At 48.0% G+C, this 18,147-nt stretch carries 18 protein-coding genes; 5 read left to right on the forward strand and 13 right to left on the reverse strand.

Annotated elements, in window-relative coordinates:
* Nucleotides 1-68 precede the first annotated feature (68 nt).
* The 7 genes from H6F68_RS11455 to H6F68_RS11485 form a co-directional block, all read right to left on the reverse strand.
* A complete protein-coding gene (locus tag H6F68_RS11455) occupies nt 69-875 on the reverse strand; it encodes a S1C family serine protease (protein WP_190559107.1) in 807 nt (268 codons plus the stop codon).
* Nucleotides 876-1,267: 392 nt separating this feature from the next.
* Nucleotides 1,268-1,990, reverse strand: coding sequence for a hypothetical protein (locus H6F68_RS11460; RefSeq protein ID WP_190559109.1), 723 nt, complete (start codon nt 1,988-1,990; stop codon nt 1,268-1,270).
* A gap of 140 nt (nt 1,991-2,130) precedes the next feature.
* On the reverse strand, nt 2,131-6,210 hold the full coding sequence (locus H6F68_RS11465) for a CHAT domain-containing protein (protein ID WP_190559111.1): 4,080 nt from the start codon (nt 6,208-6,210) through the stop codon (nt 2,131-2,133).
* Between the two features lie 210 nt (nt 6,211-6,420).
* Nucleotides 6,421-7,512 carry a lipopolysaccharide assembly protein LapB gene (locus H6F68_RS11470; protein WP_190559113.1) on the reverse strand — a complete coding sequence of 364 codons (1,092 nt, stop codon included), beginning with the start codon at nt 7,510-7,512 and terminating at the stop codon, nt 6,421-6,423.
* Nucleotides 7,513-7,671: 159 nt separating this feature from the next.
* Nucleotides 7,672-10,599 (reverse strand): CHAT domain-containing tetratricopeptide repeat protein, encoded by a 2,928-nt coding sequence (locus tag H6F68_RS11475; RefSeq protein WP_190559115.1) that lies wholly within the window; start codon nt 10,597-10,599, stop codon nt 7,672-7,674.
* A gap of 63 nt (nt 10,600-10,662) precedes the next feature.
* Nucleotides 10,663-11,403, reverse strand: a complete 741-nt coding sequence (locus H6F68_RS11480) for a DUF928 domain-containing protein (RefSeq protein WP_190559117.1) — start codon at nt 11,401-11,403, stop codon at nt 10,663-10,665.
* A 330-nt stretch (nt 11,404-11,733) separates the two neighbouring features.
* Entirely contained in the window at nt 11,734-11,838 is a 105-nt protein-coding gene (locus H6F68_RS11485; protein WP_313930087.1) for a DUF1579 family protein, read from the reverse strand.
* On the opposite strand from H6F68_RS11485, the gene H6F68_RS29610 reads away from it, so the two are divergent.
* Nucleotides 11,797-11,925 (forward strand): hypothetical protein, encoded by a 129-nt coding sequence (locus H6F68_RS29610; protein WP_313930088.1) that lies wholly within the window; start codon nt 11,797-11,799, stop codon nt 11,923-11,925. The genes H6F68_RS11485 and H6F68_RS29610 overlap by 42 nt on opposite strands.
* Here H6F68_RS29610 and H6F68_RS11490 read toward each other — a convergent pair.
* The 5 genes from H6F68_RS11490 to H6F68_RS11510 form a co-directional block, all read right to left on the reverse strand.
* Entirely contained in the window at nt 11,916-12,338 is a 423-nt protein-coding gene (locus tag H6F68_RS11490) for a VOC family protein (protein WP_190559122.1), read from the reverse strand. The two genes, H6F68_RS29610 and H6F68_RS11490, sit on opposite strands and share 10 nt — an antisense overlap.
* 82 nt (nt 12,339-12,420) lie before the next feature.
* A complete protein-coding gene (locus H6F68_RS11495; RefSeq protein ID WP_190559124.1) occupies nt 12,421-12,804 on the reverse strand; it encodes a VOC family protein in 384 nt (127 codons plus the stop codon).
* 32 nt (nt 12,805-12,836) lie between these two features.
* Nucleotides 12,837-13,682, reverse strand: coding sequence for a YciI family protein (locus H6F68_RS11500; protein WP_190559126.1), 846 nt, complete (start codon nt 13,680-13,682; stop codon nt 12,837-12,839).
* A gap of 51 nt (nt 13,683-13,733) precedes the next feature.
* Nucleotides 13,734-14,162: a nuclear transport factor 2 family protein gene (locus H6F68_RS11505; protein WP_199300043.1), complete on the reverse strand. Its 429-nt coding sequence runs from the start codon at nt 14,160-14,162 to the stop codon at nt 13,734-13,736.
* 83 nt (nt 14,163-14,245) lie between these two features.
* Nucleotides 14,246-14,605: a YciI family protein gene (locus tag H6F68_RS11510; protein ID WP_190552799.1), complete on the reverse strand. Its 360-nt coding sequence runs from the start codon at nt 14,603-14,605 to the stop codon at nt 14,246-14,248.
* 275 nt (nt 14,606-14,880) lie between these two features.
* On the opposite strand from H6F68_RS11510, the gene H6F68_RS11515 reads away from it, so the two are divergent.
* On the forward strand, nt 14,881-15,138 hold the full coding sequence (locus H6F68_RS11515) for a sigma factor (RefSeq protein WP_242065458.1): 258 nt from the start codon (nt 14,881-14,883) through the stop codon (nt 15,136-15,138).
* A gap of 165 nt (nt 15,139-15,303) precedes the next feature.
* On the opposite strand, the gene H6F68_RS11520 is transcribed toward H6F68_RS11515, so the two are convergent.
* Entirely contained in the window at nt 15,304-15,726 is a 423-nt protein-coding gene (locus tag H6F68_RS11520; RefSeq protein ID WP_190559127.1) for a hypothetical protein, read from the reverse strand.
* Between the two features lie 331 nt (nt 15,727-16,057).
* On the opposite strand from H6F68_RS11520, the gene H6F68_RS11525 reads away from it, so the two are divergent.
* The 3 genes from H6F68_RS11525 (at nt 16,058) to H6F68_RS11535 (ending at nt 17,789) form a co-directional block, all read left to right on the forward strand.
* Nucleotides 16,058-16,351 (forward strand): transposase, encoded by a 294-nt coding sequence (locus tag H6F68_RS11525; protein WP_190559129.1) that lies wholly within the window; start codon nt 16,058-16,060, stop codon nt 16,349-16,351.
* A 19-nt stretch (nt 16,352-16,370) separates the two neighbouring features.
* Entirely contained in the window at nt 16,371-16,910 is a 540-nt protein-coding gene (locus tag H6F68_RS11530) for a transposase (RefSeq protein ID WP_399313690.1), read from the forward strand.
* A gap of 204 nt (nt 16,911-17,114) precedes the next feature.
* On the forward strand, nt 17,115-17,789 hold the full coding sequence (locus H6F68_RS11535; RefSeq protein ID WP_190559131.1) for a hypothetical protein: 675 nt from the start codon (nt 17,115-17,117) through the stop codon (nt 17,787-17,789).
* The last annotated feature ends 358 nt before the right edge of the window (nt 17,790-18,147 follow it).

The raw sequence follows: 18,147 nt of genomic DNA on the forward strand, positions 1-18,147 counted from the left end.
TGGTGGTGGCAATGAATTGCTGGAGTGAATCCATTTCTTGTGAGTTAGTTACGAGTCCTTCTCTCAGCCTAATAACTTCTCCTTATCCTTACAACTTGATTAGGATTGCTATAGTTGCTAATCTGTTGAGCTGTAATGCTTCGCTGTCCTGGTAGATTGTTGATGGCAGCAGCGGGGATGGCAAAATTGAGATTGGTGCCTGGATTGCCACCTTGAACAATCCCAATGACTTGACCATCCTCATTCAGCAGAGGTCCACCAGAACTTCCAAAACTCGCAGTTGCGGTAAATTGAATCAGACCACTGTAATCGATACGGCTGACAATGCCATCGCTGAGGCTTCTCTCTAAACCCTTGGGATCGCCGATCGCATAAGCCTTTTGCCCAATTTTGGGAGGCACAGCTTGAATGCTCAAACTTGGAAGCGGTTTTTCAGGGCGGATCTGGACAAGGGCTAAGTCAACTTGCGCACTCCGAGACACTACAATGCCTGAATAAATGGAGCCATCAGCTAACTTAATCGCAACTTGTTTGTTTTTTCCAACTACATGCTGATTGGTCAGAATCAACCCTTTAGAATCGGCAATAAATCCACTTCCGTAGTTGAAGGATTTGCCATTTGGAGCTGAGATTGAAACCACTGCAGGGCTCGATCGCTGATAGAGGGTTGTCGGGTCAAGAGCAAATGCGACATGAGTCAAACCCAGCGAGAGCGCAAGGGTGCTTAGCGCTGTAAAAGTCTTGGATACCAATTTCATCAGGAGTTCTCCTGTGTAAGCGTAGAATGGTTTACCTTGAAAATTGGAATGAGGTTGCTTAACGGAAGCAACTGCGACCGCTGCTATGAGACGATCGCGATCGCGGAGACGAAACAAACGCGATCGCGGAGACGAAACAAAGGCAAATGAGTGTAGATAACCGCAGCTCAGGAAGGATTACGGTAGATAAGAATGTTGAGTGCTTGGTTTAAAGCTTAAGTAAGATGGGCTGAGAGGGCATTCGTTCTACCCACAAATTGCATGGTAGGAAGTGCGTAAGCGTGCTTGCGGGAAAGTGCAACTTGAAGGGTCAATACTACCTTCTAGGGGATTGTCTACCGGAGTCATTATTTGTGATCTCCGTCGATCGCAAATTTAGCAATTAGCTGCGTTGCTGTGGATGAACAGCGAAGCTGAAGCTTGTATTAACAAGTAGTTGTAGCGATGATGCTAGCCTGCGATCGCTGCAATAGCGTCACATGCTTTTCTGAACAGCAGAGAGAATTGTCCTATTTAGCCAAGAAAACTTTAATTCGATTGGCTATGTGTTGTGCTAGTTGTTTATTACATGCTTCATCGAAGTCAGTTTCTATCTCAACCTGTAGCGCACCTGACAATATAATCTTGCACTGTTCCACAACAACTCCATAGCTACCAACAAATGTTGAACATTGAACTTTTACATCGTTGATATGACATAGCCAACACTCGCCCACTCTAACTTTAGATGAAAAAAGATATTGTCGTCTGATTAATTTTGTTACTAATCTATGAAATAACAGACTGAAAAAACCAAACAGAACTAGAGCCGTGGCGCTTAATATTAAAGTAATAAAGAGAATGCCAACAATATCCGCAATGTTTGTATATTTTGTTTTACTCAAAGGGCTTAGTGTGAAAAGTATGATCAGGAATATTCCTGATACACACGTTGCTTTAAGCACAAAATTATTTTGTCGCTCCACTACTAGTTTTTCGAGTGATTGATCGAAAGTGAAAAACTTATTTTGTCTACCTAGCCAAACATTATTTATAAAAAAAATTGGGCTACTCCCAACTAAAGCAATCAATAGAGAAATTAAAAGATGTCCCTTAGCCAGGTTGATTAGGTAAAAAAAGATAATTGCAGATATAACCAAGCAAACGATATTAATTACTCTTCCAGGTTTTGAATATTCAACGTCACGAACCTGGATAACTAACTTGGTTGGTGTATCTACCAAGATTTGCATGATCTTCCCATCACGATTTATTTAAGAAAAATATAAAATTCTGGGCCGATTATTCGCTATTTATTCATCAAGGTATGAATTGGGGGTTGGATGAATTGAAGTTTCGTTCCAATTCATCCTGCTATTCAGCACCACCCTTTTCAACTCCCTTGCAGGGTAAAGGCAGCCCAATAGTAAGGGGCTTGCCAATCCTGGCTTTGCCATAGTTTGATTTGTGCGGATCTCAGGGCAGCAACGGGTGGTAAACCTTGGCTCAACATCCCTTGATAAAAGTGAGTCATGAGCAGAGCTGTGGAGTCATCATTCACATCCCACAACCCCGCAACGACTTGCTTGGCACCTGCATACATCAATCCTTCGGTCAGACCAATTAACCCCTCACCCTGAATCTCTTTGCCCAACGCGGTAGTACACCCACTCAGGACTACCAAATCTGCTGATAACTTCAGGTTAAACGCATCAGCGGTAGACAGTAGACTGCGTTGAAGCGCTCCTTGGTCATCGACAATTGACAGCACCATGCCCGATCGCTGTGGATTCTGGCTATTGAGAATGCCGTGGCTAGCAAAATGAACGATTCGATACTGCGCTAACTCTGGACTCATGGCAATTTGACGGCTGGCAGCAGTGTCCAATTTCGTCAGCGTCTTAGAGGGGGGAACTAGCGCCACAATCTGATTCGCCTCCTGCCGCGTGGCGGGTAAGCGCGGATAAAGGGTTTCAACATCGGTAGTGCGATTGGGAGAGCGATGTTGGAGACGTTGATCCTCGCGACTAAAAATGGGATCTGCCAGCATTGCTAAGGTTTTCATGGGTGTCTCAGCATTAGCTCGATGCTGTAACCCAATCTGCATTGAGGCAGAAGGTAAACTCACAATTTCATGATCGACCAATAGAGGAACCTGATTTTCTTCAGTGGTTCCGGGCTTGGGTAAGGCTGCAAACGGCAAGTAATGCAAAATGCCATCGCTGACGATCAACAGCCGTTTGTCGCCCAATTGCTCTGCAACAGGTTTTAGGAGCATCCGGCTTAGTTGAGCAGTGGCATCGGTTTCAACAGTATTAGGAGAAGCTTGTGGAGCGGCATCACGGCGATCGCCCACTCGATAGAGTGGTGACTGCATCAATTCAATAAACTCCCGCGATACAGCTTCGATCTCAGACTGTTTTGGCAAATTGTAGGTTTGCAGTGTCTTTGAGGTTACTGCCCACAGATAGCTGCGTTCTTTACCTAAAGAATATTCCAGCAGAATAGTTTTGTCATCCAACTGCTGTTGTAGATCTTGCAGGGGCAAGGGTTGAGCGAGTTGAATGGCTTGCAACTTGGCTGGAGAGGTAGATGAGTTTGCCGTACTGGGGCGCGAGGCGCGATTCACCATGGCACGAAGGCTGCGGGCGTGCGATCGTTCACTGGCTTGAAAAGCCAATTTCTCATAGCCAGCAGTGGGCGCCTGCTGGTGCAGTTGCATTAGCAAATCAATGTAAAACCCGTAGTAGTTATGCTTTGAGGCGAGGTAATCTGCCAGGTTGAGGTAGGACTTGTAAGGGCTAGGTTTCTGAGACAGCACAGGTTTGTTACTCCCCTTCTGCTGTTGGTGGCTAATTTGCGCTTTATCTGACTCAATTCGATCAATTGCTGTTTCAATGTGCGTTTTTGCTTCGGTTAAATTGCCTTGCTGCCGTTGAACGATCGCCATTTCCCAATAAGTATCAGCCTCCTGCAAACTATTATCAGCTTTGCGCCACAGCGGTAGGGCGAGATTATAGGCTTCCAGCGCCGAAGCGTTCTGTTGATTTGCAGCGTAGGCTTTGCCCAATTGGAAAAACGCATCAGCAGTCGCACCATCGGGTATTTTTGCCCAAAAGAGCGTCCACAGGCTTCGCCAAAACTGGTCGAGCGCGTTGGCTGGCTGGGGGCGAGAAGGTTTTGGAGCCTGACGCCCCTGCAAAATCTGCACGGCTTGCTGGTGCGCCTCAACTGACTCCTGAGGTTTACCTAACGCCAGCAGTGCCTTACCCAGGGCAGTATAGGTTTTAGCATGGTAGACGTATTGTGCTTGAGCGAAAACCTCTGAGACTAACGGCATGATGCCCAAAGATGCGATCGTGGACGTGTCTGTAAAATTAGTACCTTTAGAGAACAAATTCACCTGAATTGTCGCACTTTGCAGATCGCGCGGTGCCAGGGTTTTCCACTGCGTCAGTGCTTGATGATAAGCCTGCACTGCTTGCTGAGGTTTGTTTGCTTTGGCCAATTCCTCACCCTGTGTGTAGTGGTAGAACACATCTAGCCACGGAAGAAACGGTTGAAATTGAGTTTTATATTCCGGTCGTTTGGCAAGGGCTTGTTGAAAAATTGGGATGGACTGATTAAGCCAGTTGATCAGCGTCTGGTTGAACTGTGTGTTAGAGGAATTGCTGCTAGCGGTTGCCAGTACACTTAGCAATAGGGATTTCATCACAGGCAAGAGGTTCTTTAGCTCAGGCGATTTATTAATAATCGCAATTTTCTCTAGCGTTTTTTCAGCCACGATGCGTCCTTTCGTTAACGCCCGATCGCGATAACTCTGCGCTTTCTGCTGCCAACCGATATCCGCGTAGAGCGTACTCATCAGAAAGGCTTCGCCTGCATCGGTCAGTTCAGGAATGAATTCAGTCAGGAGTTTCCGGTCTTCTTGAGAAGTAGCGGAAGCATTTTCGAGGAGAGATTGAAAGAGGGAGGGAGTTTGGAAGAGGGATAAAGACGATTTGAAGGTGTAGAGTGCTTGCTGATAATCCCCAACGACTTGGTAAATACCACCCACATTAAAGAGCGACATTGCTTCCAGCAGATGCACATCGGCAAGGCTGCTTTTTCGCAGGTTATCGGTGCCAATGTAGAACTGAATATCACCTCGGAAGCCAGTTTTGGGGGAGTATGTCCAGGAGGCACCTATATGACTTTGGCGATCGCCCGGTTGATCGACGCTGGTTAACAATGACGACGATTGGAGCTGGTTGGGGTGCTCTCGCAGAAATTGCCAAAGCAATAGAGCCTGCTGGTGGGCCGCCAAAGATTGATCAATCTCATCGATTTCTCGGTAGCTTGCCGCTAGATGACCCAGGGTTAGTGCTTGCCAGAAGGGTTGCTTTAATTTTTGGAACAGCGGTGCGGCTTGGCGGTAAGTGGCGATCGCCGCTGGATAATCCTCCAATTCTTGGAAAAGATAGCCAATATTGTTCAAGATGATGGCAACTTGAGTGTCATTATTGAGCTTTTGATAAATCTTGAGCGCAGCTTGATAAGTCGAAATCGCTTGCTTTTTCTTGTCTTTATCAATGGACTGTTGATTATTGCCGTTGTTACTGTCGTTTGTTTTGAGCTTGGCTTGACTGTTGTAGAGATAAGCCAATCCCTTCAGTGCTTCTGCTTCTCCCGCTTGATCGCGGGATGTTTGTGAGAGCTTGAGAGCTGTTTGGTAGAGCGCAACATCAGATTTCGCCTCGGCAAGGGTTCGCAGTGCTGTGGCTTCGGCGATCGGATTTTTTTGGGCTCGCGCCCGTTGTAAATCTGCCTCTGCTTTAATCACGCGCTCAGGTCTGTCTTCTGTGGAAGCAAAAGGATGTGTAAGCACCTCTTCCGCAACTTTTAACGTTACAACGCCGTCCTGAGACACCGTTGGCTGATCTGACACAGGTGTAAGAATGTAGCCATTGGCGCGATACCACTGGTTGAGTTTGCCAATCCCTGCTTGAAGAGTTTGCAGATTGAGGATATTGCCATACTGCGATCGAAAAACTTCATCCACCACCGTTATTGGTAAGACGGGCTGATTCTCTGAAACCGACACAACTTTTACCAGATGCAGTACTGGATTAGGCTGCACAATGAATGTGACTCGCACGCCTGTAGGAGTGTCTTCTGGCTCCACCTTGACGTTGCTAAACCAGCCTGTTTTGTAGATGGCGTCGATATCCCCATGGAGTTGCGATCGTGTTGTCACCTGCCCCGATTTGGTGACGATCGATTGATAAGCAATTTCTTGTAGCTTTCCCGATGCGCCCTGCACCACGACTTCCGCAACTAACACTCGCGGTTCTGGTTTACCATCTACAGGAGAGGTGGCAGTTTGAGCCAATATCTGAACTTTGCTATCTTCAACTAAATCTGACGGTATTACCCTGACTCTGGGTTGCCCTAAAGCAATCAGAAATGGCTCAGATAGCAGCAGGCAAAGCATACAGGAAATAACACCGAGGAAAACCCGTTTAGCGCTATGGCTTACTCGTTTGAATCGTTTCAACTGAGGGGGCATAGTGAAGTAAAACTCCGCGATGATTTTGGGCTGAGAGGCGATGAGTTTTAGAGTGGAGGCGTTGGTAGGATCGTAGTTTTTATCGTAGTTAACCCTCAGTTCTGTGTTGGAGGGGTTCTATTCCATCTCTCCGCGTTATAACGATACCTCCTCAATGTCTTGTAACGCTTGCTCAACCTGCTTCGTTAGGCTCACCTTGCCCTGTGCTTTAGAGAGTTCTTCTGCCTGTCTCAGATGCTCAATTCCGTTTGACTCCTGTCGATCAACATGTAGAGCAATTCCTAAGAGAAAGTGAGACTCAGCATCGTGGTAGCTCAGTGCAACGGCTTGCTCCAGCGCTGAGATTGCCTCGGGTAGCTGATTTTGAGCTAATAGCACTGCCCCCAGAGCATAGTGAGACTTGGGCGATTTTGAATCAAGTTCTACTGCCTTCTCAGCCTCAGTCAGTGCCTCACTTTGCTTTCCTTGTTTAGATAAGACCAATCCCAGGTTGCTGTGGGCGATCGCTAACTTCGGGTCTAGCTCAATTGCTTTTTGGTATTCAGCGATCGCTTTGTCTGTTTGCTGCTGCTGACTCAAGACTGACCCTAGGTTACTATGGGCTATCGCACTATTTGGCTTCAGCTCGATTGCCCGCTTTAGCTTGGTGCTGGCTTGTTCCAGATGCCCATGATCCGATAAAGCTGCTCCAAGCGTCACCAAAGCTTCTGCGTTATTGGGCCTTAGTTCAACCGCTTTGCGAGCGGCTGTAATCGCTCCGTCAATGTCAGCTCGCTGATACAGTAGAGCAGCTAAATTCGTGTAGGCCTCGGCACTGCGCGGATTCAGCTCAATCGTGTTTTGATAAGCCGCGATCGCTTCGTCATTCCTGCCACGGTCCTGCAAGGCATAACCAAGGCTGAGATAAACATCTTCTGGGTTTTCGGGAGTCAATTCAAGGGATTTTCGGTAAGCGGCGATCGCTTGATCGAGTTCCCCTGCTTGGTTGAGCGCCAACCCTAGATTGTAATAAGCATCTGCATTATCTGAATCGTACTTAATGACCTGACGAAAAGCTAACGCAGACTCTTGATAATCTCCTTCCTCATACGACGTGAGTCCTTGTTGAAACTGATACGAAGAGATTAGACGAGGAACGTGAAGGAAACCAGCGAGTGCCAACCCCAAGAGAATGAATATGATACCTAGAGTAGGTCGATTTGACTGTCGATTTGACTGATGTCGCATACTAGAGCCTCCTGACATGTCTACTTGTGGGTTTCAACCGTGAACCAAAACTCCGTGATGATGTTGGATCGAGAGAGATATGTTTTAGGTGGATAGGGTTAGGTAGATACGGCAGGGGTTGCCTTCATCTGTCTGATGCGATCGTCTTTCAGAGCAGCGTTACTCTGCTTCTCCGATCAGCGTAAACGCTGCCCAATTTCGTGGCTGGGGATGGTTTTTCATGGTGGTTAGCATGGCCTGCCGCAATGCCTGCGCCTTATTTGGATTATTCTGAAGGTTTTTATAAAACGTCTGCATCAATTCTGCGGTCGGCGCATCGGGAACTGCCCAGAGGGAAACAATCACACTCGGCACCCCTGCGGCAATCAGCGATCGCGACAAACCAATCACGCCATCTCCGGTAATTCTGCCTTCTCCGGTGTTGCAGGCGCTCAAAACAACTAAGCTTGCTTGCAGTTTCATGTCTAAGATTTCTGCTGCGGTCAATAAGCCGTCATCGTTGCCAGAGGGAGCCAGGGCGATCGCGCTACCCAATCCCTGCACGTTATCCAGCAATCCATGAGTAGCGAGGTGAATGATCGATGCTTGAGGCATTTTTTGAGTGATGGCGGCTTTGGTTCCTTGAGGACCGATGATGGCTTGAGTGTTGAGCATTCTGGCGACCGCTATGGCTTCGGTTTCGGCTTCGGGAAGGGGCGACAAGGTTTGTTTCGGCTCTCCGGGCGACAGGGAGACCTGGGGCATGGTAGGATTGCCCAGCACGAGAGCGTTGCCGTGACGGTTGGCTAGCTCGTTGGCTAACTTCTGCTGTTGTTGTCGGGTGAGTGCCAAAACCTGAATCGAGGGGGCAGTGAGGATGGTGTGTTTTTGAATTAGGTAAGTGCCGTTGGCATCTTGCAAGGCGGGAAAGGGCACTTGGAATAGGGAACCTTGAGGAATGAAAATGACATGGGCGTTAGGGTTTTTGGGAAGGAGGTTGGCAATGGGATCAATCAGTTGCTGATGCAGACGTTGTAAGTTGAAGTTGGGTTCGGATTTTGTGGAGCGACCGCTGCTGCGACTACGACTACGAAGACTCTCGGATTCTTGATGGTTAATGATGAAGCTGATTAGAGAGGCGTTGTGCTGTTGCCAGAGGGGTTTGAGATCAACTTGGCGGAAGGTGATTTCACCTGTGGGCTGGATCACCCAAATGTAAAGTGCTGATTCCCGTGATGTTTGCTTACCCTGAATCTGGAAGTCGTCATAAATGATGGAATACTGCACTAAGGTAGCATTCTGAGCTTTCGCAATTTGCCGTATTTGCTGAATGTCAGGTGCTTGGATTACTTCCTGAATCTGACTTGCTGGCTGCTGACTTCCTAGCCTCTGCGATAATAGTTCAACAAAAGCCCGGGCTCGACCCCGCTCTGCTATTTCCAGCGCAGCCTCTACTTTGTTCTGAGCAATCAATACTTCTTGCAAGGTTCGGTAACTTCTCGCCTGCCCTTCAAAGATCGAAACTTTGTGTTCGTCTACCAATTCAGATCGCAGCGATTCCCAAATCTTGATCGCTGCAACTAAAGTTTTCTCAGCAGCAGTAATACTTCCTGTCGCAAAAAGCGTAGAACCTAGGTTATTTAGAGTTGTACCTTCCCCACTGCGATCGTCTATTTGCTGGAATATCAGTAGCGCTTGCTGATAGCATTCCTTCGCTTTCTCGTACTGCGAGAGAAAAGCGTAAGCATTACCAAAAAGCAGCAATGCCTGAGCTTCGCCTTTGCGATCGCGAACTTGCTGGAATACTGGTAGCGCCTGCCGGTAGTATTCCTTCGCTTTCTCGTACTGCGAGAGAGAATCGTAAGCACCCCCTAGATTCAGCAATGCCTGAGCTTCGCCATTGCGATCGCGAACTTGCTGGAATACTGGTAGCGCCTGCCGGTAGTATTCCTTCGCTTTCTCGTACTGCGAGAGAGAATCGTAAGCATTACCCAGACTCATCAATGCACCATCTTCCCCATTGCGATTGCCTATCTGCTGGAATATCGGTAGCGCTTGCTGATAGTATTCCTTCGCTTTCTCGTACTGCGAGAGAGAATCGTAAGTATTACCCAGATTTGCTAGTGACATTGCCTCCCCATTGCGATTGCCTATTTGCTGGAATATCGGTAGCGCTTGCTGATAGTATTCCTTCGCTCTCTCGTACTGCGAGAGAAAAGCGTAAGCATTACCCAGATTCATCAATGCCGTAGCTTCGCCATTGCGATCGCGGACTTGCTGATGTATCGGTAGCGCCTGCTGATAATACTCAACAGCTTTTTGGTACTGTGAGAGGGAATTGTAAGCAGTACCAAGGTTTGCCAATGCCTGAGCTTCGCCATTGCGATCGCGGACTTGCTGGAATATCGGTAGCGCTTGCTGAGAGTATTCGTTCGCTTTCTCATATTGCGAAAAGGAAAAATAAGGACCCCCTAGATTCAGCAATGCCTGAGCTTCGCCATTGCGATCGCGGACTTGCTGGAATATCGGTAGCGCTTGCTGATAATACTCAACAGCTTTTTGGTACTGTGAGAGGGAATTATAAACATTACCCAAACCCAGCAATATATTAGCTTCCTCATTGCGATCGCGGACTTGCTGGAATATCGGTAGCGCTTGCTGATAGTACTCTTTCGCTTTCAAATACTGCGAGAGTAAGTAATAAGCGCTTCCCAAACCCAACAATATATTAGCTTCCTCATTGCGATCGCGGATTTGCTGGTATATCGGTAGCGCTTGCTGATAGTACTCAATGGCCTTCTGGTGCTGCGAGAGAGAAGTGTAAGCAGCACCCAGGTTTGCCAATACATTAGCTTCTGCATTATGGTTTGAGTCGGCTCGATAGATTGCTAATGCTTGCTGCCAAGACTCAATCGCTTCTCGATATTGATTCTGATGGAATTGCTGCTCTCCCTGATGGAACAAACGGTCTGCTTCTGTCTCATGGGACTCAAGAATTTGTGCCTGAGCCACAGGAGTTGGGTTAGAAGTGATGGATAGCGGCAGTACTAGACCTGCTGGAAGGGAGGCCAGAAGCGAGACTAAGAGGGCAATTTGTTGGGGGCGCATAAGCTAAAGAGTGGAACCGGGACATCGGACTTTGGTCAGTAGGGGGACGGGGAAAGGTTGGCATTATCGTGGGGTCTGCGGTGTAGATTGAGTGGCTCTCGGTTGCAGGAGGCGATCGCTCCAGTCTTTCAACGGTTCGGCTTCCGAACTGGCAAGAGAATCGAGCAAATCCAACACGATTGACTGATTTTGAGCCGTCTCAGAAGCTTTGAGTGCGGCGGCGATCGCGTCATACCATAGCCCAGCCTCGGCATACAGGTCACTCCGCTGTTGAGGTGTTTGCGCAGTAGCCAGTTGAGTTTGTAACAACGCAGCAGGCTCGACCACCTCGATTTCTGCCGTTGCTATCACATTCCTCGAAGGAACTGTCGGATTACAGACCAACACCACTTGCCACTTATAGGTTTCTCCGATCGTTAATTGGGGCAAATGTGAGGGTAGGGCAACTGACATTATCCCTGGCTGGCTCTGCATCTCAGTTCTGTAGAGCGGTTGTCCCGTGCGAGTAAACAGCCGGAATTGCAACGGATGGGGAGTGCGATCGGGCACAAACCAGACGAACGTTGGACGCTGGGAACTCGTCTGCCCGATATGGCTAAACGGCACCAGGGGAGTTAATTTACCCTCCGCCTTGCGATCGCAATTATCCCCCCGAGTTGTATTGGTTCCTGTCACTCTAGGTGCCGAAGGACGCTTGGGCGGACGGTATTTTGCTAGCGCCATAGGCGCAATGCCAATCGATAGCGTGAGGATCAAACTAGCGATTAGTGCTTGCTGCTGGCGACGCTTTGATAAGTGAAGCATAGCGTAAATCCCTCCGACGTATGTCTTCTACAATAGACAGCCATTAACGAAACCAAAAGGAGATTACCTGTAAATCTCCCTTGCGGGAAAGCGCAATCGCGAGTTTTCAAGAGTCAGGAAACCAAAGATCCACGCGACACCCAAGTAGCAAATCATTAGGCATCGCATGACTGCTTTTTTCGACAATGGTATTGCTTGCGATGCCCCGGTTCTTGGGGATGATCAGCGATCGCATCTTTAGCTACAAGTAACTAAGCCAAACCATGCTGAGTGTCATACTTTGACTTAGTCTTTGTGCAGGATTTGGTTTCATCAGCGGAACGGTACGTCTTATTGCTTCCGCCGACAATGAGTGGTCATGAAGTGATGCCACTGCCCGTCATCTCCCAATAGATGGGAACTCACGACTCTGTGATCGTCGCTCTTGAACTCGATCGCGTCTTTGTACTTTGTTATCTTCTCGTCACCCATCATCGCTGGTCGAATGAGGATGGCGATCGCGGTTCACACCTCTATTCCTGAGCAGATTCAGCTTGATCAACTGCGCTGGGTTCCATGTAAATCAACTCCCAAATATGACCATCTAAATCCTGAAATCCATGTGCATACATAAACCCGTGGTCTTGAGGTTCGTTGTAGGTTGTGCCACCTGCGGCGATCGCATTGCGGACCATCTCGTCAACTTTTTCTCGGCTCTCAGCGGATAAGCACACCAGTACTTCAGTGCTTTTTGTGGCATCACAAATCGGCTTGGGGGTGAACATCTTGAACTTCTCATGGGTCAAGAGCATCACGGAAATATTTTCGGAGACAACCATGCAAGTAGCAGTCTCATCGGTGAATTGAGGATTGAACTGAAAGCCAAGTTGCGTAAAAAACGCGATCGATTGCTGGAGATTCTTAACAGGGAGATTGACGAAGATTTGAGTACTCATGGTTTTTGCGGGTGTAGTTTGTTGTAGTTGTATCAGTTGAAGGATGATTCAAGATTCACACTACTTGCTCACAGTTGACCATTCACGGTGTGCCGAACTGATCAATTAACATGCCAAATCGAACAGACCAAAAGGTTTGGGCGATCGGCATCTTGACTTTTCCGTTCTCTGCCAGAGCGTGAAAGATATCGTCTGCCTTGGCTGGGTCGGGAACACTAATCTGCACGTAGAAGCCTTGAGGAGTTTCAAAATACCCTGGTGGACAGTCAGATCCCATCAGGAGGCGATCTCCTAGATCAAGGCAAGCGTGCATAATTTTGTCATGCCACTCCGGTGAAACATTTTCTGCCGAAGGTGCTTCCTTGTGGGTCATCATCATGGTGATCTTGCCACCAAGACATTGCTCATAAAATTTGAATGCTGCCTCACAGTTGCCGTTGAACATGAGATACGAATTGATTTTCATAGGTACTCCTTTGATTCGTTCAATAGATTTCGTTATGGATTGAGAGTAAAGACCGCTTGAGAAGTTTCTGGATTCAATGGCACCGAGACATGCTCATGTAAAATCTGCCAGTTGCCCTGATTCTTTTGACAGACGGCGGTAGCGCGCATCCACATCTGTGTCGCAGGATGATCTGGTTCGCCTTGAAAGCGAAATAGCCAGTGGGCAGTCGCTAAATTGTCATTCACGATAATGGTGAGATCACGGGTTTCCATTTCCAAAGAGTCAGGAAAGCAAGGCAAACCGTCTTCCCACAATCGGCGAATCGCGTCTTTACCTTTGGTTTGAAATGGCGGCTTGACATCAAAGATCACAGCTTCAGTAGTGTAGCGGGACATGATCTGGTCAATATCTTTGGCACAAATCGCACGCTGTTGATTGCTAATCAGTTGGCGAATTTCAGCTTCATTGGTTGTTCCTGTTGCAGTTGTGGTATTAGAAAATGACTCTGTGAACTCAGCAGCGGCTTCTTGAACATCCTCAGGAAAATCTTCAAATTCCTGCACTTGACGGATTTCGATCGTCTCGTTATTTGAGGCAGGACAGCGAGCAGCCCATTCGATCGCTTCCTCTTTCGAGTTCACTTGAATCATCCAGTAGCCACCCAGCACCTCTTTCACATCTGGGGACACTCCTTCCGTCACTTGGGGATTTCCTTCACTGAATGTGACTCGCGCCCCCATGGAGGGTGGGTGAAGTCCTTCAAGGGCAATTAGGACGCCAGCTTGCTGAAGCGCTTCGTTGTATTTCATCATGGCTTCAACCGCCTTAGCATCAGGCATCACTCCTGGATCGGCGTTCTCGTAGCCTTGGGGAATCATCAGCAACATAAATCGCATTGCAGTATCTCCTTGGTTTGAGGTTAGAAAGTTTAGTCGTTGGGATTTGGGCTAACTGTTTCCTGACTGTCTGCCAATTGGCATTGAAATATGCTGATGAGTGACCCACCATCCGTCCTCCAGTTTGCGGAGACAAAACGTCGCCCGTACCCATTCCTCAAATGTCATACCATTGGGTTGAATGCCACCGCACTGGATAAAGCAGTGCGCGAATGCTACGTCTTGACCTGTCGTGATTTTGAGATCGTGAATCTCAAATAAACTCGGACCTTCAGTGGTGGGTTGCCACTCGTCCCAGCTTTGGCGATAGGCATCGGCTCCCTCATACTTCAGCGGCGGCAACACATCGAAGATTGTGACATCGGATGCATGGGAAATTAGAACTTCATCACGTCTTCCTAAACGGGTTGCGTCTGCCCACCTTTCTAACAGTTCTCTGATTAGCATTTCATTGGTCATTTCGGTGATGTCATTTGCCATAGATCCTCCGAATTGGTGTCTCCCTTGGGGTGGCTATTTGATCTTCTCCTCACAGGTAAAGCAGCCTCGCAATGAGAGTACGGTTACTGCTGCTTCGGCAAACCTGCAACTTCAAGCACAGGACGAATTTCAACAGTTCCAACTCGTGCTCCTGGAATCTGAGCCGCGATCGCGATCGCCTCATCGAGATCTTGAGCATCAATGAGGAAAAAACCACCCAATTGTTCGCGAGTTTCCGCAAAGGGGCCATCCGTTATCAGTGATTTGCCGTCACGCACTCGGACACTGGTTGCCGTGGCGACAGGGTGAAGTGGAGCGGTTGACAGATATTGTCCCTTGGCGTTGAGTTCCTGAGCGAGTTGGGCAGATTCTGCATAGCAATGCTCCCGCTCGGTTTCGCTCAAGGCGTTTTCATCCATGTAGATCAGCAGCATGTATTTCATTCAGTTGCCTCCTTTGTGGTTAAGTCGAACCGCGATCGCTCAAATCGACACTTCACCAAAAAAATTTTCATTGAGTACGATCAAGCTTTGCTTCCTTTGTAAGTCAGTCGAACGACGATCGCTCAAATCGACACCTTGTCAAAACTTAATCATTTAGTACAATTGTTCTTTGTTATCGTGTTCCTTTATCGGTCAGTCGAACGGCGTTTAGCACGAAGCGCAACTCCGGAGGAATCTCTCAGATCGACACCTTGTCAAAATTTTTTATGTCAGATATGGCTTCAAACATAAAATCTGATGTTGCCCAAGCAATTGCTGACACGTACCGAGCTGAATGGGGACGGATTGTTGCCATTCTGATTCGGCTGGTGGGAGATTTTGATGTGGCTGAAGAAGCGGCACAAGAAGCGTTTGCAGCGGCGGTAAATCAGTGGCAGACCAACGGGATTCCTGATCTTCCTCGCGCCTGGATTATTCGAACCGCTCGATACAAAGCGATCGATCATCTCCGCCGACGAACCCGCGATCGCTGACCGGATAAAACGCAATGCTATATTCCACCGCTGAACCTTATTGTCGTAGAACTTAGATGTGCCTCTGCATCATTGCGAAGACGAATCCGGGCAACGCTCGCCTGTTGCATCAATGATTTGCCCCTTGCATAATCTCTTCAACGCTCGCCTTCTAATCTCAACAATTCAGGCTCCGTGGTTGGCTTCTTCGCTGAGTTTGTCGAGATAGGTAAGCCCAGCTTTTGCCCAAACACTTTCTTCCAGGTAGTGTTTGGCGATTTCTCCCAACGCTGCTTTTGTTGCTTGCAGATGCCGTTCGGGATTGAGGAGTTGTTTACGCAAGGTCGCCAATCGATGGGTTCTGGACTGCTTGATTTCAGTAAATTCTGCGTCGAGGATTGTGAGAGCTTCAGTTTCAGTTTTGACCTGGGGATGTTGGGACTGGAGTTGAGGCAGGAGACTTTGCAGGTCGGTAATTACACCTTGTACTTCTGGATCGGTGGCGTAGTTATTTTGAGTGCCGATGAAGTTACCTGTGGGATTATCGCCGAAGTTAATCGGAGCATTGAAAGTTGCGCCACTAAAATTATTTTTGGGTTCGTTTGCCATGTGCTGAGTCCGACGATCGATTTGTTGGGTGGTCTAGCCGATTTTAGCCAACAGGTTGTAGGCACCAGAACCTTAAACTAGTAATCACCTGTACGTCAGGGTGGCAATGTATTACGCTAACGCTGCATTCCAGAATGGTTACCTCTTAATTCAAATCACTTTAGCAATACACTTAAACGCTTATCCTTATCACGTGGATAGAAAAACGAAGTTGAGCCTGACATAACGTGGTTCGATTCTGTTCTAACCTCTGCAAACGCTTCATATAGAACCCATTTGACATCTTTGCGGACGTAAATTAAGGTACTGGCAACTCTTTAACCCAGCAACCATGCCTTATTCCAGCAGTCTTAGCGATGAAGAATGGGCAATTCTTGAACCCCTGTTACCGCAAATCTTGCCTCAAAAGAAACGAACAAGACCGTCTGATTGGAGTAAACGAGAACTCATCGATGGCTTCCTCTACCAACTCAAGAATGGCTGCAATTGGGAAGACTTACCCAAAGACCTGCCACCGTACTCAACCGTCTACTGGCACTACAAACAGTGGCGAGATGCAGGAGCCATCGAAACTCTCATGGAGACGTTACATGCACAGGTGCGAGAACGGGTAAAAAAAGCCTAAATGGACTCGACTCATCATCATTGACTCGCAAGCGGTCAAGAATACCTGTAATGCCAGTGTGAACTCGAAAGGATTTTGTTTCTACAAGGCCACCAATGGGATTAAGCGGCATCTTGCCGTTGATACGCTAGGATTCCCCTTCTTTACGCACTGTACCCCTGCCAATGTCTCGGATGACGCAGGATTGCTGGAGATGCTGAGCTTGAACATCGATTACTTCAAGTCAAAGCCTGTGAACATTCCGAAGATTACGATTTTATTAGACCACGGTTATCATGTAGAGCATTTGATTGAGGAGTTAGAGCAGGTTTATCCTCAGATGATGACGAAGGTCAGGTTTGAGCTTTCCACCAAACCCTCAAAGCAAGAGAAGGCTGCACAAGGGAAAACAGGATTTGTACCAGCAGGGGCTCGATGGGTGGTTGAACGCTCAAATGCTTGGATGGAACGTTGTAAAAGTCTGGTAAAAAACTTTGAGCGAACCTTATCTCATGCCACGACCAAACTCAATCTCTGTTTCGTGAGGCTGATGCTCAAGCGGCTTGCAGTCCCTTCCTAAGATCTCAAATGGGTTCTATAAGGGTGGTGCTAAAGATATATATCCTCTACCGATGAAACTCTTACAAGCTAAGGATCTCATTACCTCATCATTACTAATTTTGAGCATTGCCTTCTCTCTGGAATACTACTTCCGGGGCTTCCTGAAAAGACAAGAGCTTTGTATGATGCTCTTGAATCAAAATGGCTGACACAGCACTTCCTTATGGTCAATTCTTCCACATCTCATCCTGCTTCTCCTAGCATCCTAGCTAACTTGCTCGAAGCCGATGCCACCCTCGCCGCCCAAGAAGCAGAACTCACCACACAGCTCGCAGCAGTTCGAGAGAAACGCCAAAGTCTCCAGACTGTGATTGACCTGTTTACTACCTCATCTCCCACTTTGGCTTCCTCCCAGGTAAAAGAAGATACTGCCGCTCCTGCTGAAGTCACTACAGAGGATATCGCTTCTGCTTCAGATACCTCAGCACCGACTCCTGTTCCCGCTGCTGAAGAGCCGGAGGAGGTAAAACCCAAGCAACGCGGTTCTGCTTCTAAGCCCCAGGCAGCAGCGAAAAGCAGCAAAGCACCTCAAGGCACTAAAGCAGGTAAGCCAGGAAAACGATCGAACAACTGGCAGGATTACCTGCAACCTACCTTTCGTCAAACTTCTCTACCCACAGCGATCACAGCTGTGTTCCAGCGGCGGCCAGAGGAGCTCCTAAGTGTGCCTGACCTGGTTGATGAGATTTTTGTCGAGGCGATCCCTCAAGAGGTGCGCACCATTGCTCGCAACCGCATGTTAAACATTCTTTCCACTGGAGCTAAAGAGGGGCAGTGGTATCGGGGTCCTAAAGGCCGCTATAGCCTCTCCCAAAAAGTTGCAGAATCTAGTCGCTAGTCTATTTAAGTTCTATTGTACCGCCGCGATCGCCGCAAAGAGCACCTGCATGGCGACGACAGCACAAGCTGCTGCCGCATAGTAACGAAGCTGGGCAGCAGCTTGTGCTGAGTCAAGCAAGGTCATTCATCGTAGGTCAGATATCCCCATCGCGACCCTTCACTTCGCTGGGAATCGGATTCAGAAGCGTGGCATTCCGCTCCCACTTTTCTCCTTAATCCTTCTTTTGTTACTACGGTGAGAAGAAATTAACTTGGGAATAGCTGTGATTCTAGCTGACCTATGCTTGAGCAACGAGATCCGGTCGCAACCGTTAGCTTTATTGATGACTATTGCCAACACTATCGAGGCTGCTTTG

The sequence above is a fragment of the Trichocoleus sp. FACHB-262 genome (genome assembly GCF_014696035.1).
Taxonomy (GTDB): Bacteria; Cyanobacteriota; Cyanobacteriia; order FACHB-46; family FACHB-46; genus Trichocoleus.